The 17,343-nt window shown below is 64.4% G+C and carries 17 protein-coding genes; 7 read left to right on the top strand and 10 right to left on the bottom strand.

Annotated features, from left to right (window positions below; genetic code table 11):
• Positions 1-60 precede the first annotated feature (60 nt).
• The 6 genes from OCS65_RS29105 (at position 61) to OCS65_RS29130 (ending at position 5,632) form a co-directional block, all read left to right on the top strand.
• Positions 61-1,317, top strand: coding sequence for a metal-dependent hydrolase family protein (locus tag OCS65_RS29105; protein ID WP_039583665.1), 1,257 nt, complete (start codon positions 61-63; stop codon positions 1,315-1,317).
• Between the two features lie 125 nt (positions 1,318-1,442).
• Entirely contained in the window at positions 1,443-1,640 is a 198-nt protein-coding gene (locus tag OCS65_RS29110; protein WP_006552221.1) for a tautomerase family protein, read from the top strand.
• 349 nt (positions 1,641-1,989) lie between these two features.
• Positions 1,990-4,350, top strand: a complete 2,361-nt coding sequence (locus tag OCS65_RS29115) for an FdhF/YdeP family oxidoreductase (protein WP_072740542.1) — start codon at positions 1,990-1,992, stop codon at positions 4,348-4,350.
• Positions 4,351-4,360: 10 nt separating this feature from the next.
• The gene (locus OCS65_RS29120) at positions 4,361-4,519 is read left to right on the top strand and encodes a hypothetical protein (protein ID WP_169847085.1); all 159 of its coding nucleotides are present in this window, start codon (positions 4,361-4,363) and stop codon (positions 4,517-4,519) included.
• The gene (gene fdhD / locus OCS65_RS29125; protein ID WP_064060766.1) at positions 4,507-5,382 is read left to right on the top strand and encodes a formate dehydrogenase accessory sulfurtransferase FdhD; all 876 of its coding nucleotides are present in this window, start codon (positions 4,507-4,509) and stop codon (positions 5,380-5,382) included. The genes OCS65_RS29120 and fdhD overlap by 13 nt, the downstream gene beginning before the upstream one ends.
• The gene (locus OCS65_RS29130; RefSeq protein WP_064060767.1) at positions 5,375-5,632 is read left to right on the top strand and encodes a MoaD/ThiS family protein; all 258 of its coding nucleotides are present in this window, start codon (positions 5,375-5,377) and stop codon (positions 5,630-5,632) included. Before fdhD ends, OCS65_RS29130 begins: the two co-directional genes overlap by 8 nt.
• A gap of 165 nt (positions 5,633-5,797) precedes the next feature.
• On the opposite strand, the gene OCS65_RS29880 is transcribed toward OCS65_RS29130, so the two are convergent.
• The gene (locus OCS65_RS29880; protein ID WP_338049269.1) at positions 5,798-6,958 is read right to left on the bottom strand and encodes a potassium channel family protein; all 1,161 of its coding nucleotides are present in this window, start codon (positions 6,956-6,958) and stop codon (positions 5,798-5,800) included.
• Here OCS65_RS29880 and OCS65_RS29140 point away from each other — a divergent pair.
• Positions 6,899-7,126 (top strand): hypothetical protein, encoded by a 228-nt coding sequence (locus tag OCS65_RS29140; protein WP_263510611.1) that lies wholly within the window; start codon positions 6,899-6,901, stop codon positions 7,124-7,126. The genes OCS65_RS29880 and OCS65_RS29140 overlap by 60 nt on opposite strands.
• 68 nt (positions 7,127-7,194) lie before the next feature.
• Here OCS65_RS29140 and OCS65_RS29145 read toward each other — a convergent pair whose 3' ends face one another.
• The 9 genes from OCS65_RS29145 to OCS65_RS29185 form a co-directional block, all read right to left on the bottom strand.
• Positions 7,195-7,956, bottom strand: a complete 762-nt coding sequence (locus OCS65_RS29145) for an SDR family oxidoreductase (protein ID WP_064060768.1) — start codon at positions 7,954-7,956, stop codon at positions 7,195-7,197.
• Between the two features lie 182 nt (positions 7,957-8,138).
• Positions 8,139-9,449, bottom strand: coding sequence for an MFS transporter (locus tag OCS65_RS29150; protein ID WP_230792364.1), 1,311 nt, complete (start codon positions 9,447-9,449; stop codon positions 8,139-8,141).
• A 130-nt stretch (positions 9,450-9,579) separates the two neighbouring features.
• Positions 9,580-10,218 carry a response regulator gene (locus OCS65_RS29155; protein ID WP_088898949.1) on the bottom strand — a complete coding sequence of 213 codons (639 nt, stop codon included), beginning with the start codon at positions 10,216-10,218 and terminating at the stop codon, positions 9,580-9,582.
• Entirely contained in the window at positions 10,215-11,396 is a 1,182-nt protein-coding gene (locus OCS65_RS29160) for a GAF domain-containing sensor histidine kinase (protein ID WP_263510536.1), read from the bottom strand. Before OCS65_RS29160 ends, OCS65_RS29155 begins: the two co-directional genes overlap by 4 nt.
• A gap of 55 nt (positions 11,397-11,451) precedes the next feature.
• The gene (locus OCS65_RS29165) at positions 11,452-12,576 is read right to left on the bottom strand and encodes a glycoside hydrolase family 88 protein (protein WP_088898947.1); all 1,125 of its coding nucleotides are present in this window, start codon (positions 12,574-12,576) and stop codon (positions 11,452-11,454) included.
• On the bottom strand, positions 12,573-13,727 hold the full coding sequence (locus OCS65_RS29170; RefSeq protein WP_088898946.1) for a zinc-binding dehydrogenase: 1,155 nt from the start codon (positions 13,725-13,727) through the stop codon (positions 12,573-12,575). The genes OCS65_RS29165 and OCS65_RS29170 overlap by 4 nt, the downstream gene beginning before the upstream one ends.
• Positions 13,724-14,923 (bottom strand): CaiB/BaiF CoA transferase family protein, encoded by a 1,200-nt coding sequence (locus OCS65_RS29175; protein WP_230792362.1) that lies wholly within the window; start codon positions 14,921-14,923, stop codon positions 13,724-13,726. The genes OCS65_RS29170 and OCS65_RS29175 overlap by 4 nt, the downstream gene beginning before the upstream one ends.
• Positions 14,924-14,930: 7 nt before the next feature.
• The gene (locus OCS65_RS29180) at positions 14,931-16,049 is read right to left on the bottom strand and encodes an acyl-CoA dehydrogenase family protein (protein ID WP_088898945.1); all 1,119 of its coding nucleotides are present in this window, start codon (positions 16,047-16,049) and stop codon (positions 14,931-14,933) included.
• A 50-nt stretch (positions 16,050-16,099) separates the two neighbouring features.
• Positions 16,100-17,191 carry a CaiB/BaiF CoA transferase family protein gene (locus OCS65_RS29185; RefSeq protein ID WP_254072972.1) on the bottom strand — a complete coding sequence of 364 codons (1,092 nt, stop codon included), beginning with the start codon at positions 17,189-17,191 and terminating at the stop codon, positions 16,100-16,102.
• Between the last annotated feature and the right edge of the window lie 152 nt (positions 17,192-17,343).

Consider the following 17,343-nt stretch of genomic DNA (forward strand, 5'->3'; position numbering starts at 1 on the left):
CGGAGCGGTGCAGAGACCACGGCCGGGTCAGACGACCGAAGCCGACCGTAAGAGGATCATGTGACTGAGATTGCCATAGAACACGGCTTGGTGTGGGTAGGCCCGGACGAATCCTATTCGGAGGGACTGCTCTACATCGAAGACGGCAGGGTCAGCTATGCGGGCGAATACAAGGCAGAGGTGGTCCGGCCCGGCGTCGCGCGGCTCGATGCATCGGGATGTGTCGTTCTGCCGGGTCTGGTGGATTGTCATGTGCACCTGACAACGAACTCGGATCACGAGCGGATCCTTCCCAGCGATGTGTTCCGGGGTCAAAAAAGCGGTCCGGAAAAGCTGCTTCATGGCTATCGCAACTCGCTCCGTGCCCTACGATCAGGGTTCACCACGCTCCGATGCATGGGGCATCGGGGAGTGGGCGAAGTCGAACTGCGTGACATGGTCGCCGACGACCTGATCGTCGCTCCGAACCTTCTGGTCGCGCCGTGGTGGATAACCATGACGAACGGCCACGGTGACCTGTTCTACCCTCCTTACACGCCACGCCGCGAATGGGATACCGCAGACGGTGTCGATGCCTGCCGGCAAATGGTCCGGTTGCAGGCCCGAAGCGGTGCGGACTTCATCAAGGTCATGGCCAGCGGTGGTATGTCGAAAGGAGAGAAACCGCACTGGCCCAATTACAGTGTCGAGGAACTCACGGCGATCGTCGAAGAGGCGCACGACATGGATCTGCGCGTCGCCGCGCATGCCCTGTCGTTGGAAGGGATTCGACGCAGTATCGAAGCCGGCGTGGACAGCATCGAGCACGGCTCGTTCCTCGACGAAGAATGCGCTTCGGAAATGGCGCAAAAGGGAATATTCTTGGTCCCGACCCTCGCGTTCAACGACTGGTGCCAACGCGAAGGGACGGCCCGAGGCCTGACCGAAGCCGGAGTCGAAAGCCTGCGCGAGGCGCACGATCGGGCTCTGGAATCGTTCGATATCGCCCGTTCGGCTGGAGTCAAGATCGCGATGGGAACGGACTCATCCGGGTCCCTGTGCCCGTTCGGTGCCCATTACCGAGAACTCGAACTGTATGTCGAACACGGGATGTCGGTGAATGAAGCGTTGGCGTCAGCCACCGTCGTGGCTTCGGAACTTCTCGACCGCCCGGACATCGGCTCGCTGCGACCCGGCTCGATCGGAGATGCGCTGGTGGTCGATGGGACCATCCTTTCGGACATAACTCGCCTGCGACAGGGAATCAAAGCGGTCGTCCGATCGGGCCGTGACGTCACCAGCTATCTGGAGGAATCGGCCGCGTTGCTCTCGCTCTGAGAGTCGTCTCCGTCGGGAAGCAGATATCGGTACCGGAAATCTGAAAACCGGGGCCGAACATCAACGACTCCGGCCTCGGCCGATAGTAGTTGCACGAATTGAATTGACGAGAAAGCGAGAAGGAAATGCCGTACATCGAAGCAAGCTTCTTCGAAGAAAGGTTCTCCGAGACGAAGTTCTCCGGCGAGATGGTGGCAGCGCTGACCGAAGCGGTGTCCTCGATCCTGGGAGAAGAGATCGGATCGGAAACAACGGTCGTGCTGCATGGTGTACCGCGTGAGCGGTGGGGACATGGAGGCCGGACCATGGAAAAGAGCAGCTGAGCAGACCCCGCCGGCAAAGGTGCGCATTCGGCAACTCACCGGTACCACCGTGGTTCGGCGAACCACCTCTGCCGCTCCGATACATGCTGGCGGCGCGCAGCTTTCGGCTGCGCGCCGCCAGCATATATTACTGGATGATCAGTAATCCGGATTCTGTACATCACCTCCGAATCGTGGAGACGCCGCCACGCTCGATAGGTTCGGATGCAGTCAGGAAACAACCAACGGAACCTCCGAGAGGGCACGGTTATCAACTGCCGCGACAGGGGGTCTCGTCTTCTCGGCGTCGAAACCGACTTTCTCTCGGTGGGGTGTGCTCGCCGACCGATCGATGGGTACGACACAGCGTATGACCGATATCAGCGATCCGCTCGTTCACGACGAGAACGACATCGAAGTCAGCGAGCGCAAATCCTATGCCGCCGGGGTACCGGCGGTGTTGGTCTCGCTGCGGCACGGATTCGAGCAGATGGGTCCGGTGCGCACCGCCCGCACCTTGACGAAGCTGAACCAACAGCATGGCTTCGACTGCCCGGGCTGCGCGTGGCCGGAAACACCAGGTCACCGGAAACGTGCCGAATTCTGCGAGAACGGCGCCAAGGCTGTCGCCGAGGAAGCCACCACTCGCACCGTCGACCCCGGTTTCTTCGCCCGCCATTCTGTACCGGAACTGCTCGCACGCACCGACTACTGGCTCGGTCGCCAGGGCCGGCTGACGCACCCGATGATCATCCGGCCTGGCAGCCTCCACTACGAGCCGATCGACTGGGACGATGCCTACGCGGTGATCGCCGAGCATCTGCGGGCGCTGCCGGACCCGAATGAGGCGATCTTCTACACCTCGGGGCGGACCTCCAACGAGGCCGCGTTCTTGTACCAGTTGATGATTCGGTCGTTCGGCACCAACAACATGCCGGACTGCTCGAACATGTGCCACGAGTCTTCCGGTACGGCCCTGTCGGAGACCATCGGCATCGGCAAGGGTTCGGTGTCGGTGACCGACCTCGAACACGCCGACCTGATCCTCATCGCAGGCCAGAACCCCGGGACCAACCATCCCCGCATGCTGTCGGTACTCGAGAAAGCCAAGGCCCGCGGCGCGAAAGTCATCGCGATCAACCCGCTGCCCGAAGCCGGGTTGTTGCGTTTCAAAGATCCTCAGAAGGCGCGTGGCGTGCTCGGCGAGGGAGTGGCGATCGCCGACGAGTTCTTGCAGATCCGCCTCGGCGGTGACCAGGCCCTGTTCCAAGGTCTGGCGAAACTGCTGCTCGCCGCCGAGGACCGTGCTCCCGGCACGGTCCTCGACCGCGACTTCCTCGACCGGCATTGTGCCGGTTTCGAGCAGTGGGCCACCCATATCCGCGCCGTGGATCTGGACACCGTGTCGACTGCGACGGGTCTGAGCCGATCTCAGCTCGAGGACACTGCAGCAGCGTTGGTCGCCTCGAGAGCGACGATCATCTGCTGGGCGATGGGGTTGACCCAGCATCCCCACGCCGTGGCCACCATCGAAGACGCGGTAGCGCTGCTGCTGATGCGCGGGATGATCGGCACGCGTGGGGCGGGGGTGTGCCCGGTGCGGGGACACTCCAACGTTCAAGGTGATCGCACCATGGGCATATGGGAGAAAGCCCCCGAGTCGTTCCTGCAGGCCCTCGATACCGAGTTCGGGATTCGCTGTCCCCGCCAGCACGGTTACGACGCGGTCGACGCGATCCGCGCCATGCGCGACGGCAAGGCGTCGGTGTTCATGGCCATGGGCGGTAACTTCCTGTCTGCCACCCCCGACACCGAGGTGACCGCCGCCGCGCTGCGCAGTTGCGCGCTGACGGTGCAGGTCTCCACCAAACTCAATCGCAGTCATCTCGCGCACGGAGCGACCGGGATCATCCTGCCCACCCTGGGGCGGACCGACAAGGACATCCGCGGCGGACGCAAACAGATGGTGTCGGTGGAGGATTCGATGTCGGTGGTGCACCTGTCGCGTGGAGGGCTCACACCCGCCAGTTCGCATCTGCGTAGTGAGGTCGCCATCGTGTGCGAGCTCGCCCAGCACCTGTTCGGTTCCGGCCATCGGGTGCCGTGGGCGCGGTTCGCCGACGACTACGACTGCATTCGCGATGCGATTTCGCGGGTGATCCCCGGATTCGAGGACTTCAACACCCGGGTACGGCGGCCGGACGGGTTCGTCCTGCCCCACCCGCCGCGGGACGAACGCCGCTTCACCACCGACACCGGCAAGGCGACCTTCGTCGTCAACGACCTGCACTGGCTTCCTGTCCCCGAGGGTCGGCTGATCCTGCAGACGTTGCGCAGCCACGATCAGTACAACACCACCGTCTACGGCCTCGACGACCGTTATCGCGGCATCAAGGCGGGCCGGCGGGTCCTGTTCATCCATCCCGACGACATCGAAGCGTCCGGATACGCTCCCGGCGACCGGGTGGATCTGGTGTCGGAGTGGACCCGTCCCGACGGCACCGTCGAGGAGCGCCGGGCCGAGGACTTCAGGCTCGTGCCCTATTCGACCCCGATGGGCAATGTTGCGGCCTACTATCCCGAAACGAACCCGCTCGTGCCTCTCGACCATGTGGCACTCAAGTCCAACACTCCTGCTTCGAAGGCGGTCACCGTCCGCCTTGTGCCTCGTCGGGCGCCTGGGAAGCGGCCGGACGGGCCGGGTATCGAGCTCGATCCGAAGTCTGCGTAGGAGAATCTCGATGCCTGTTCTGTTCGCTCATGTGTTCATTGCTGTCGTCCAGCTGCTGCTGCGTTGTGTGGGCATGTCCTCGGCGTTATCTGCGCCCCGGTCGGAACAGCGTGTGCTCGCCGGCCGGTGCGACAGTTTCGACGATGGGTTCGAATCATGGGGCGAGTGACCACCCGTGCCCGCATCACCCGACTGCAGGGAACGCAGCGGGTGGTGCGTCCGGACACGGTCGTTGTCGAAGAACCACTCGAACTGCGCGTCGATGGCACTGCACTGGCGGTGACGATGCGCACTCCCGGTTCCGACATCGAACTTGCCCAGGGGTTCTTGCTCACTGAAGGGATCGTCACCGGCCGCGACGATATTGCTGCAATCCGTTACTGCAACAGCACGGGCGACGACGGGCGCAACACCTACAACGTCCTCGATATCGATCTCGCACCCGGAGTGGCTCTGCCCGAGACCGGCATCGAACGCAACTTCTACACCACCTCCTCGTGCGGGGTGTGCGGGAAGGCCTCCCTCGATGCGATCCGCCAACGCTCCCGCCACTCACCGGCTCACGACCCGGTCGTGGTCGATCCGGAAGTGCTGGCGGTGATGCCCTCCGCGCTGCGACAGGCGCAGGAGACCTTCGACCGCACCGGCGGATTGCATGCTGCCGGATTGTTCACCGCTGCAGGGGAACTCCTCGCACTGCGCGAGGATGTCGGACGCCACAATGCCGTCGACAAGATCATCGGCTGGGCGGTCGAGCACCGACGATTACCGCTGCGCCATACCGTGCTGCTGGTGAGCGGACGTGCCTCCTTCGAGCTGACCCAGAAAGCGGTCATGGCCGGCATTCCTGTTCTGGCGGCCGTTTCCGCGCCGTCGTCGCTGGCCATCGACCTTGCTCATGACGCCGGTTTGACTCTTGTCGGGTTCCTGCGCGGGGACACCATGAACGTCTATACCCGCGCCGAACGGGTTGGTACGGGGAACGCAGGTCTCGACTCTGCGAGCACTTCTACCGGAGCTTTTGATGGATAGGACAGTGGCTATCGAGGTGCGCTACTTCGCCGCAGCGGCAGAGACCGCAGGGACGGAGAAGGAAACGGTGGCATTGCCGCCTACCACCGACCTCGGGACGTTGAAGACGGTGCTGATCGACCGACACGGCCCCGATATGGCTCGTGTGCTGTCGGTGGCGATGTTCTTGGTCGGGGATGAGCTCACCCGTGACCCCGCTCGTGCTGTGGGTCCTGTAGTCGACGTGCTACCACCGTTCGCCGGCGGCTGAAGTGAGACCTCGATGTCGATACGTGTGATTGCTACAACGACGACGGACGAGCAGTCCGACACGTAGGTGAGCACATCGAATTCTTCGAGTTCGGCGAGGGTTGATAAGGCCGTGCCCGCGCCGGCCTGCAGCGTCGCCATCGGAGAGGACTCCTCGGATGAATATTCATCGCTTCGTTGAGGTCTTTTCCGGATACGCGCGGTGAGCGAGAGGTGGGCATGTTTGTGTGGTCAGGTGCGGGCAATGGTGCGGTGCGGTGAGGGTGAACTGCTCGAAGGCGTCGTCGAGTTCGAGGTGGATTGCGTTGTTCGCGATTACGACGCGGTGGGCGTCGAGACCGAGCAGTCGGGCGACGACGAAGGTTGCGCTCAAGGTTGCGACGTTTCTGGTGATCCCGAGTGGGAGGAGGGATCCGGTGTCGGTGAGGGCTTCGTGTTCGCCGGCTCTGAGGACGAGTCTGGCGTCGGGGTGCACTCCGTGGGCTGCCACGGACACGGCGATGTTGTCACGGTCGTCGGAGCCCACGGCGGCAAGGCATCGGGCCCGGTCGAGGCGGGCGCGTTCGAGGAGGGTTCTGTCGGTACCGTGCCCGACGATGGTGGGAATGTTCAGCGCTCGGGCCAGGCGCAGATTGCGGGCTCGATCGTCGCGTTCGATGGCGACGACGGGGATGCCGAGTTTGCGGAGTTCGAGGCACAACCGGAGACCGACCTGTCCCAATCCGACGACGATGACGTGGTTGCGGCGGGGGAGAACCCGTTGACCGATCAAGCCGATGAGGCTGGTTCCGAGCAGACGTTCGATTATCCCGGCGGTGAACATGGCGGTGAACACGATCGCCGCCAACATCGCCAGAGCCGCGAACACGTCATAGGTGTGGTCGCCGTGTGAGGCCGGTGCGGGACCGACGGTGGCGACGACCTGGACTGCTTCTTTGAGGGACTCGACCCAGTGGTGGCCTTTGCCGACAGTGAGCCATATCCAATCGATCAGGAGGATGGCGAGCAGTCCGATAAGGCCGGTGAGCAGCATGCGGGTGCCGGCCTCGTGGGATCGCAGTGTGCCTACGGAGTGGACGAATCGGCGGCGAATTCTGCTGGTGCGGCTGTGGGGTAGCGGCTGCCAGGTCGGTTGGTCACCGTGGGCCGATTGCCGGAGGACGCGTGTGGTGCCATCGGGCGCGGTGTGCGCGGCGTCGATCGTGGCAGCGATGCACGGGCCGGCCAGGGACGGTGTCGCGAGGTCTGCGGGGGAGGTGACCTGACAGTGGGGAATCAATTGGGTGAGTTGGTTGGCGATGGTGCGATCGAAGACGGTCACGACCATCGGTGTGTGGGGACTGATGTGGGCGATGGCGAGGGCATAACGGACGGCGACCGCGTCGTCGTGGGTGACGACGGCGACCCCGGCCGGGTCGTGCTGGGTGATCTGCAGAAGTTCCGGGTCGTCGGGTGCATCGAGGTGGAGAACATCGAAGTGGCGTTGGGTGAGTGACGCGCACACGAGCCGGGCAACATTCGACGCGCCGATGACAACGAAGGGGGACATCGGGCCGACGCCGATCACCGCACAGGTGCAGGGAACGAGGTGTAGGCAGTGAAGATGCCACCGGAGCTGATATCGGATGTTGGGTCGATCAGCTCCGGCAGCACCGCTTCGAGGCGTATCGGGGCAGCAGCGGTGACACTTGTCTCCGGATTCGGGGTGGGTACCAGACGAATATTGTTGATCCGCAAGAGGTTACTGCCGAGTTCACGTCCGGCGGCGAGAGCGAAGGATTCGATTGCGCCGTCCATGGAGTCTCGCGCCGGTCCTCGATCGGTGTCGGTGATTCTGCGGAGCGTGTCCAGGCCGGTTACGGTGACGATCGATCCGATGCCGCCGGTGCGGTGGAGGGATACTGCAGCACGTCTGGTCGTGTGGAACAACAACGCCATGTGGTCGTAGGTGAACCGGCCCCAGTCGGCGGGGCGGATCTTGCTCAGCGAGTGGCATGCGGTTTCCGGGCCGGGTAGCCATGCGGTGTGCACGAGCGCGTCGATGCCGCCATGTCGTCGCTCGAGGTGGGTGAACATGTTGTCGACGTCGGATTCGAGGGTCAGATCGGCCGCGACCGGATGAGCGATCCCGTCGTCATCGGCGACTCGGCCGGCGAGGTGCTCGGCAGCATCGAGGGTGAAGCTGTGCGTGAACACGTGGTGTCCGGCTGCTGCCAACGTTCGGGCCACGTGGGCACCTTCGTTCTGTTCGACGCCGGTGACCAGGACACGCAGTGAGGTGGTGGGTAGAGCCAACGGGTGCAGCGACGGTTCGGCGATGCTCATCTGGACTCGTTTCGAGGGTGCCGGGGGCGCGGGGGGGAGGAGTTCCGCGCCCCCGGGAATCGGGGTGGGATGGATGTCTGTCGAGGTCCACGGCCGTGGGATCCTGCGCGGACGAATCGGCGGCTTGCCGAAGGGGGCGGGGCGTCGGCGACCGGGGACCGGGGACCGGTGCGTGAGCGTGCTCAGTGAGAGGTCGGTGACAGCTGTTCCTGTCCGGAGGTTTCGTCGTTGTCGGACAGGTCCTGCCGGTAGGTCTCGCGCATGGCGATCACGCAGACGACGGAGACGGCGCACATTGCGACCATGAACAGCGCCACGGCGACGTACGAGCCGGTGCGATCGAGCAGGTAGGTGGCGACGATCGGTGCGGGAGCGCTCGAGGCGAGGGTACCGATCGTGTAGCCGAAGGAGATTCCGGTGTAGCGGATGCGGGTGTCGAAGGCTTCGGCGAAGAAGGCTGCGAGGGGACCGTAGGAGGTGGCGAAGGCGAGGCAGAACACCACGAACCCGATCATCGCCAGCACGAAGGATCCGGAGTTGACCAGCCAGAACCAGGGGAAGGTGAACAGCAGCATGGCGAGAACCCCGGCGAGGAAGACCGGCTTTCGACCGTAGGCGTCCGACAGCTTGCCGAACAACGGTAGTGCGACGAACGTGACCGCCATGGCGACGAGGACGAGTGTCAGCATCTGGTTTCGGGTGTAGCCGACCTGCGTGACGCCGTAGCTGAGGCCGAATACCGTAGTGCCGTAGAAGGTGACGCCGATGGCGAAGTAGGCGCCGCAGGTCAGGAGGACCTGCTTGGGGTAGTGGCGAAGGACCACCCCGATGGGCAGCTTCTCCAGCTGTGCGTTCTTCTTGACGCGGTCGAAGTTCGGGCTTTCGCCGACATGCAGTCGGACGAACAGGCCGATCGCGACGAATGCGCCGCCGATCAGGAAGGGAATTCGCCATCCCCAGGATTCGAACGCTTCGGGCGACAGTCCGGCCATCAACAGGAAGACCGTGTTACCGAGCATCAATCCTGCCGGCACGCCCATCTGCACCCAGCTGCCGTAGTAGCCGCGTTTGTCGGCGGGAGCGTGTTCGACGGCCATGAGGATCGCCCCGCCGATCTCACCACCGAGTGCGAGACCCTGCACGAAACGCAAGGTGACGAGGATGATCGGTGCGGCGACGCCGATGGTCTCGTAGCTCGGGAGTAGCCCGACTCCGAGAGTGGTCAAGCCCATGATGGTCAAGGTGATCACGAGCATGGACTTGCGTCCGATCCGGTCACCGAAGTGACCGAACACCACTCCGCCGAGCGGGCGCGCCACGAAGGCGGCGGAGAACGTGGCGAAGGCGAGCAGAGTGCCGATCAGAGAGTCGAACTCGGGGAAGAAGATCTTGTTGAAGACGAGTCCGGCTGCGGTGCCGTAGATGAAGAAGTCGTACCATTCGACCGTTGTGCCGACACCGCTGGCAAATCCTACTTTCGATGTTTGGGACATTTTTGGCATGTGGGGCCTCCGTTGCCGCGAGCGCGAGATGATTTCTGCGGCTCGAATATATGGGTGACCCAGAACACACAACATCTCCATGTGGAGAGGTGGAGTGCACTCCGGGGAAAGCGAATTCGATTCAGAGCAAGCGAAGTTCATGCGCGCGTGCAATGGCTTCGACACGATTGCGCGCGTTCAGTTTCTGCATGGCACTCTGCAGATAGGTCTTCACGGTGTTGCGGGTGAGAGACAGTTCCTGAGCGATTTCGGGATTGCTGTGACCCATGGCCGCAAAACGCAGCACTTCGTACTCGCGCCGAGTCAGGCCGGCCCGGTACAGCGCCTCGGAGGTCACGACTTTTCGTGGCCCCGTCAACCTCGGGTCGACCACCCGAATTCCGCTGGACACGCGATGAATGGCCGTGGCGAAGTCCTGTCCGCTGATGTCCTTGACGAGGCAGCCGTCGGCGCCTGCTTCCATCAGCAGATCGATGGCACCGTGATCGGCGAACGCGGTGAACAGCAGTATCCGCGCGTGCGGCGCGGCTCGCCGAAGACGCGGAATGAGCTCCGGTGCAGGGATATCGGGGAGCCGAAGATCGAGAAGGATGACGTCGACGGGCAGGGTGCGGGCCAATTCGACCGCGGCCGCGCCGGTCAGTGCCCCTCCCACGACTTCGAGGTCGGTGTCCTCGCGGGCGAGCAGTTCCACGCCGCCACGCACGATCGGATGATCGTCGACGACGAGGATGCGGATGGTCTTCGGTGGCGCGGTCATGTGCTCGGTCCCTCCAGAGCGTCTACCCAGCCGCGCACGGTGGTGCCGCTTTCGTCGTCACTGACGACCGACATGCCACCCCCGAGCCGCTCGAGGCGCCCTGCAGCCAATCCGAGCCCCAGCTGGCTTCCTCGCATCGGATCGTCGGTGCCGTCGACGCCCCGGCCGTCGTCGCTGATGACGACCGTCACCCTGCCTGACCGCACCGACAAGCTGACCACCACGGTGGACGCGTCGGCGTGCTTTTCCACGTTGACCAGCGCCTCGCGAACAAGGCGTTGGAGGGCCTCGACGCGGCTGGCATCGAGGTCGGGAGATTCGGTCAGGGGCACGAAACGAGCCGGGATACCGGTCCGGAGCGTGAATGCCTGGCAGTCCTCCTCGATGCCGACCGGAAGATTTCGTTCGGGAGGCCGCGCGGTGAGGTCGGTCAGCGATCGGCGGATGGAAGCATTGACGGCGTGTACCTGTTCGGTGATCTCCTGCAGGCGATCGTGGATCGCCTGCGCGTCAGCGAGGGCGCGCAGGCTCTGCAGTTCGGCGCCGATCCGGAAAAGGACCGGGCTCACGGAATCGTGTAGGGATTCGGCGAGCCGTTTCCGTTCGGCCTCGAGGGCGAGTTCTGTCTGGGTGGCGGCCCTTTGGGCGCTGAGGAGAGTGACGGCGGCCGTTTCGGCGATCGATTGGATCTCTGCGATGACTCGATCACCGAAGGACGAATATTCGCGGGTGCCGACGTACATGGCGCCAAGAACATGACCTTCATAGGCCATGGGCACGGCGAGCATTCCTCGCAGTGACTCCTGTTCGACGAGCGCGTCGAAGTCGTGGGTGATTCCGGGGTCGGACAGATAATCCCGTACCCAGACGGGTTGTTGGAGCATGATGCTCTTGCCGCCGAGCCCGATCCCTTCCGGCACCACCAGTCGGTGCAGAGCGTTGCTCTTCGTGCCCTGCCAACTGCGGTGAACCATCACCCCATCGACCTCGACGCGCCCGATGAGCGACATGTCGAAGTCGCCGATCTCCCGGATCCGCTGGCCGGCCGTGGTCATCGCCGACGCTTCGTCGGTCAGAACCAGCAGCTCGGCGCGCGAAAGTGCGAGATTGTCGAGGATCGACGGTTTGAGGTCCGAGTGGGTGAACTCGTGAGCTGCAGTAGGTGTATTTTCCGACACCGGCTTTCCTCGATCTTCTTTCCGGGGTCTCGGGTGACCCGTCATGGTGGCTCGGTCACAACTTCAGCGTATCGGACCGGTTGTTCAGGTTGATCAGGCACTCGAGCAGGAAGTAGTCGCCCCAGATCAGTTCGTTTCGGGTCGCGAAGTCGCGGCGCTTGTCGAAGCAACCGTCCATCAGGATCCCTGCCGGTCTGCTGTCGTGCGGTCCGGTGGGGGTGAGGTGATCGAGGAGTGCCTCGACGTGGGCGACGGCCCGGTCCCGGAAGTCGGTCCGCTCAGGGACGAGCCGGTCGAGCTTGAGCAGCGCGGCAGCGGCGATGGCCGTGGCGGAGGTGTCGATCGGAACGTCCGGACCGGTGCCGGCGTCGAAGTCCCAGGACACGACGGCGCCGGTCGGTGTGCGGTCGAGCCACCACTCGGCCAGGCGCACGGCGGTCGGCAGGAAGGACGGCGATGACCACTGTGCGGCCTGGGCGTATGCCACCATCGCCCACGCCTGTGCCCGGCCCCAGGTGCTGTCGGCGTTCATGCCCTTGTGGGTGTAGCGGTCCAGCAGTGCACCATTGGCTGTGTCGAATCGTGCCGACTGACAGACCGAGCCATCGGTGCGGATGCACAGTTCGATGTGCCGCTGCGCGTGGCGGATCGCGGCGTCGTGGAAGCGTGGGTCGCCGGTATGTGCCGAGGCCCACGAGAGCAGCGCGACGGTGCCCGGGACGGCGTCGATGTTCGCGGCGCCTTCTCCGACCGCTTCTGCTTCTTCTGCTTCTGCTCCGAGTGGGATGATGCCGGCGCGATCGTTGAAGCTGGTGAGCAGTCCGTGGGCACCTGCCAGAGCGGTCTGCGCCGCGTCGTCGCTTCCGGTGACGAGGTGGTTGACTGCCGCCCCGTACCAGAAGAGGAAGCCGCGGAAGGCGGTGTCGGAATTCTGCCGGGGCAGGATCTGCGCGGTGATGTCGTCGGCGAGGTGTGCCAGGCGCTTGTCACCCGAGGCGGCGAAGCCGAGTGCGGCCAGGCCACCCCAGAATCCTCCGGTCCAGTTTCCGTCGGCGGTGGTGGTCCATTCGCCGGATTCGATGTCGCCGTAGTGCGGGAAGGTGCCGTCGGTCTGCTTGGCGGTCGAGTCGATCCGCTCGAGCATCGCCTCGATCGCCGCGGTGTACCGGGAGTTGGTCACGACCGGCCTCCGGTGGTGAGGACCGACTTGAGCGTGCGCCCGTCCCGCATATCGGCCATGGCGTCGTCCGCCTCGGTGAGCGGGTATTCGGTGACCATCGACGCGAGATCGAAGTGGGCGGTCAGCCGGGGGAGGGATTCGACGTATTCGAGGTGGTTCTGCGGCGAGAACGCCCAGCTTCCCAGCACCTGCAACTGCTTCTTGGTGATGTAGTGGGGGTTGATCGGGGTGGTGCCGTGGTCGGTGTACTGCCCGACGACGAGGTACTTGCCGCCGCGGCGGGTGAGGTCGATGCCTTCGGCCACGGCGGTCGGGACTCCGGTGGCCTCGATGACGACGTCGGCGCCGCGCCCGTCCGGTGTGTGCGCGAGGATCCGTTCCAGGCGGGCCTCTTGATCGGTCTCGGTGAAGATGTCGATGTGGATGTCGCCGATGCCGGCGGCCTGCGCGACCTCGAGACGGTTGGCCGGCCCGCCGACGATGATCACTTTCGCCGCGCCGGCGAGTGTGGCGTACATGGCGCAGGCCAGACCGACCGGTCCGCTGCCCTGGACCACGACGACATCACCTGTCTGCGGCTTGGCGATATCGTTCACGGCGTGCACGGCCGTCGGGCCGGCGCAGCCGAGTGCGATTACCTGCTGCGGGGTCACCGAGGACGGGATGCGGATGATCGTCGAGCCGGGCTGGAGGTAGATCTGTTCGGACCACCCACCCGACAGATGGGGCCAGTCGGCCGATGACTGGTTGATGCCGTACACCTTGCGGGTCTCGCACAGCGACGGTTCGTGCTGGTCCTGGCAGTAGTAGCAGTGCCCGCACGGGATGTTGGACGCCCATGAGATCGCGTCCCCGACGTGCAGTTGCTCGCCCCGGGCATCGGTGGTGACTCCCTCGCCGAGGGCGTGTACGCGACCGACCGCCTCGTGTCCGAGGATGAGCGGTACCGGAATGGGCAGGCGACCTTGCTGCAGGTGGATGTCGGTTCCACAGATTCCCGCGTGCGTGACGTCGACGACGACCGCGCCGGCGTCGGGGGTCACGCGCGGAAACGTCGTCGCGGTCATGGTCTGTCCGAAGCCTTCGAGCACCATCGCCGTGGCGGTGCCGGTGGTCGGGCTCGTCGGGTCCGTCTGCATCGTATTACTCATCGGATCACTCCCTTACTGCGCAAGGTCTGGACATCGGACTCGGAGATACCGAGCTCATGGAGGATTTCGTCGGCATGTTCACTGACCGCCGGCACCCCACGGCGCACCTGGGCGGGGGTGCGGGACAACGTGACAGGGTTGCCCATCAACCGGGTGGTGCGCACACCCTCGATCTCGACGTCGACGAGCGTGCCGTTGTGCCGCGTCTGGGGATGATCGAGCGCTTCTTGCAGGGTGAGCAGCGGTGCGCACAGCAGATCGACCCCGTCGAACAACTCTGCCGCCTCGGCGGTGCTCAACTGTGCGACCAGCGGACGCAGAACCGCGTTGGCGGCCTCTTTGTTCTCTGCCTGGAGCTGTGGTGTGGCGAACGTCGGCTGGACGGACAGATCGTCGATGCCGAGAGCTTTGCATGCCAGACCCAGAGCGTTCTCGCGGAACAGGCCGAGTACCAAGAGCAGACCGTCGGTCGTTTCGAAGATGCCGCTGTACCAGTCGCTGACCCAGTTGGTCTCACGCTGGTACGCCAGCAGTGTGGAGCTTTCGAGAGTCTGCAGGGCCAGTGCTGTATCGAAGAGGTTGACGCTGACCTTCTGGCCGCGGCCGGAGCGCTCGCGTTCGAACAGTGCTGCCAAGATTCCCTGGGCGAGGGCCATACCCGAGGCGTAGTCCACGGTCGGTACCGGATGTACGTATGCCGAGATCGACGGGTCGCCGCACGCGCGTGCCATTCCGCTCAGTGCCTGCGCGAGCATGTCCTGGCCTGCTTTGTGGGCGTACGGTCCGGTCTCGCCGAATCCGGTCGCAGTGCCGTAGACGAGCCGAGGATAGCGCTCGTGCAGATCGTCGTAGGTCAAGCCCAGTCGTTCGACTGCCGCGGTCCGGTAGCTGTGGATGAGAACATCCGCCTCCGCGAGGAGCTGATGGAGAATGTCCTGCCCCTCAGGGGTTTTCAGGTTCAGTGCGATGCTGCGCTTGTTGCGGTTGACCGCGGCGAAGTAGGCACTGGGGCGACCTTCGTCGAGTGACTCGCGATCGAGGCCTCGCAGCATGTCTCCGTTGACACCGCGCTCGACCTTGATCACTTCGGCGCCGAGGTCGCCGAGAACCTGTGCGGCCACGGGCGCCTGCATGATCTCGCCGAGGTCGAGGACCCGGATGCCGCTCAGCGCTTGTTGTTGCTGGGGGTGGTGCACGGTGCGCCTACTTTCCGTATACCGACTTGGCGATGATGAGTCGCTGGATCTGGTTGGTGCCCTCGTAGATCTGGGTGATCTTGGCGTCGCGCATCATCCGCTCGACCGGATAGTCACGGACATAGCCGTATCCGCCGTGCAGTTGGAGCGCATCGGTGGTCACCGACATGGCGGTGTCGCTGCACAGCAGCTTCGCCATGGCCGCCTTCGTCCGTCCCGCCGGTTCCCCGTCGTCGATGAGACGGGCTGCGTCGTACAGCAGCGTGCGGGCCGACTCGATCTTGACGGCCATATCGGCGACCATGCCGCGCAGAAGCTGGAAGCGGGAGATGGACTGGCCGAACTGCTCGCGGTCGGTCGTGTACGACACGGCGGCATCGAATGCGCCCTGTGCGATGCCGAGGGCCTGCGCGGCGATGAGTGCCCGGCTGACGTTCAGTTCCTCGGAGATGTACGCGAACCCCTGGTAGGGGTCGTTGACGACCCGGACGGCGGGGAGTCGGCACTCGTCGAAGTTCACGTCGGTCGTGGGGCTGCCGCGCATACCCATCTTCTTTTCGGGAGCGCCGAAACTGACGCCGGCGTCGTCCTTGTGCACCATGAAGATGCCGAGTGACTTCTCGCCGGTCTTCGCCAGCACGGCGTACCAGTCGGCCCACGGCGCATTGCTGATGAACCGCTTCTGACCGTTGAGGATCCAGTCGGACCCATCCTGGGTTGCGGTCGTTGCGATCGCCGACAGGTCCGAGCCCACGCGCGGCTCGGTCATGCACCATGCGGCGCCGGCGGCGCCCGATGCGACGTTCGGTACCACCAGTTGCTTGAGTTCGTCGGAGCCTTGGCGGAGCACGGTGGAGGTGCCGGCCCAGTTGACCAGCATGACCAGTGCCGTGCTTGCACAGGACGCTGCGACTTCTTCTACAGCGATGACCTGGGCGAGCAGGTCGGCTCCACTGCCGCCGAGGCTCTCGGGGTAGGCGAGTCCGGGCAGGTCGTTGCTGCGCAGGGCTGCCCAGGATTCCGCGGGGAATCGTTCCTTGTCGTCCACATCGGCGGCGTGCGGTGCGATCTTGGTCTGCGCGAGTTTGCGGACGCTCTCGCGGAATTCGCGATATTCGATACTCATGAATTACTCCTGGTCTGTGTGGGGAAGGTGATGATTCGGAAGTTCGACGGTCACAGTGGGGGCCAGCTCAGACCCGTCACGGACGAGGGGATACCGGCTGCGGCCGCCCGTTGGGCGAGGTCTTCGGCGACACCGGCACGGCGCAGCACGTCCTCGGTCTTGACGTGGGTGTCGGTGGCGCGCCGTGTCGGGCCGTCGGAGAACACCGGGACCACGGGGACCGAATGAAGTGTGAAGTCCGGGTCCCGGGCCACGATCTGATCGAAGGTGGCCAGTTCGTGCGGTTCGAGTACCGGTGTCACGCAGGCATCGACCTCGGCGAACACTGTGGTCCACTCCGCCATCGTCTTCGTCTCGAATGCTGTGGTCAGTGACTTTTCGATGTGGTCCCAGGTGGACTCGTCGAAATGGTTCGGAACGGCACCGAGGTCGAGGGTGGTCCACAACCGTTCGAAGAAGGCGGTCTCGAGGGCCCCGACTGCGACGTAGCGATCGTCGGAGCAGCGGTAGCACCGATAGAACGGCATCGATCCGGTCAGTACGCCGTGTCCACGTCCGGGCAGCGTCGGCGTCTGCCAATCGACGAAGTTCATTCCCATCATCGACAGCACGCCGTCGACCATGGCGGCATCGATGTACCGGCCTTTGCCTGTACGCGTGCGGTCGTAGAGGGCGGACATGATGCCGAATGCCGACAGCAATCCGCCGCCTGCGAAGTCGGCGACCAGGTTCAGCGGCAGTGTCGGCGGGTGATCCGAGGGGCCGAAGGTCCCGAGGGCACCGGCGATGGCCAGGTAGTTGATGTCGTGCCCGGCGCGCTGCGCCATGGGCCCGTTCTGGCCGTAGCCCGTCACGCTGCAGTAGACGAGTCCGGGATTGAGGGCCGACAGTTCCGCGTAGCCGGCGCCCAGCTTGTCTGCCACCCCGGGGCGGAATCCTTCCATGAAGACGTCGGCTTCCGAAACGAGGGTGTGCAGGGCGTCGAGGCCGTCGGCGGTCTTGAGATCGAGCGAGATGAATTCCTTGCCTCGCGACAGCGCGGGCACAGGGAGCCCGGAACGACCACCACCGATTGCGATCACTTCTGCGCCGAGGTCCGCGAGCAGCATGCTCGCGTACGGTCCGGGCGCCAGACGTGTCATATCCAGTACCCGAACCCCCGCGAGTGGTCCTGTCGTTGCGGTCATCGTCGTCCTCCAAAGTCATGCGGTATCTCGTGTGATGCCCATCCTGGAGGCGGTGACTGCACTCACACCATCTCCATGTGGAGATGTCGCATCACATCGGTTCTCCC

Origin of the sequence: Rhodococcus aetherivorans, from assembly GCF_025722975.1 — a bacterium.
In the GTDB taxonomy this organism is placed as follows: domain Bacteria; phylum Actinomycetota; class Actinomycetes; order Mycobacteriales; family Mycobacteriaceae; genus Rhodococcus; species Rhodococcus aetherivorans.

Coding starts and splice junctions, on each gene's coding strand:
- OCS65_RS29110 (WP_006552221.1), top strand. CDS start 1,443: ATGCCGTACATCGAAGCAAGCTTCTTCGAAGAAAGGTTCTCCGAGACG.
- OCS65_RS29115 (WP_072740542.1), top strand. CDS start 1,990: ATGACCGATATCAGCGATCCGCTCGTTCACGACGAGAACGACATCGAA.
- OCS65_RS29120 (WP_169847085.1), top strand. CDS start 4,361: ATGCCTGTTCTGTTCGCTCATGTGTTCATTGCTGTCGTCCAGCTGCTG.
- fdhD (WP_064060766.1), top strand. CDS start 4,507: ATGGGGCGAGTGACCACCCGTGCCCGCATCACCCGACTGCAGGGAACG.
- OCS65_RS29130 (WP_064060767.1), top strand. CDS start 5,375: ATGGATAGGACAGTGGCTATCGAGGTGCGCTACTTCGCCGCAGCGGCA.
- OCS65_RS29880 (WP_338049269.1), bottom strand. CDS start 6,958: ATGGTCGTGACCGTCTTCGATCGCACCATCGCCAACCAACTCACCCAA.
- OCS65_RS29145 (WP_064060768.1), bottom strand. CDS start 7,956: ATGAGCATCGCCGAACCGTCGCTGCACCCGTTGGCTCTACCCACCACC.
- OCS65_RS29150 (WP_230792364.1), bottom strand. CDS start 9,449: ATGTCCCAAACATCGAAAGTAGGATTTGCCAGCGGTGTCGGCACAACG.
- OCS65_RS29155 (WP_088898949.1), bottom strand. CDS start 10,218: ATGACCGCGCCACCGAAGACCATCCGCATCCTCGTCGTCGACGATCAT.
- OCS65_RS29170 (WP_088898946.1), bottom strand. CDS start 13,727: ATGAGTAATACGATGCAGACGGACCCGACGAGCCCGACCACCGGCACC.
- OCS65_RS29180 (WP_088898945.1), bottom strand. CDS start 16,049: ATGAGTATCGAATATCGCGAATTCCGCGAGAGCGTCCGCAAACTCGCG.
- OCS65_RS29185 (WP_254072972.1), bottom strand. CDS start 17,191: ATGACACGTCTGGCGCCCGGACCGTACGCGAGCATGCTGCTCGCGGAC.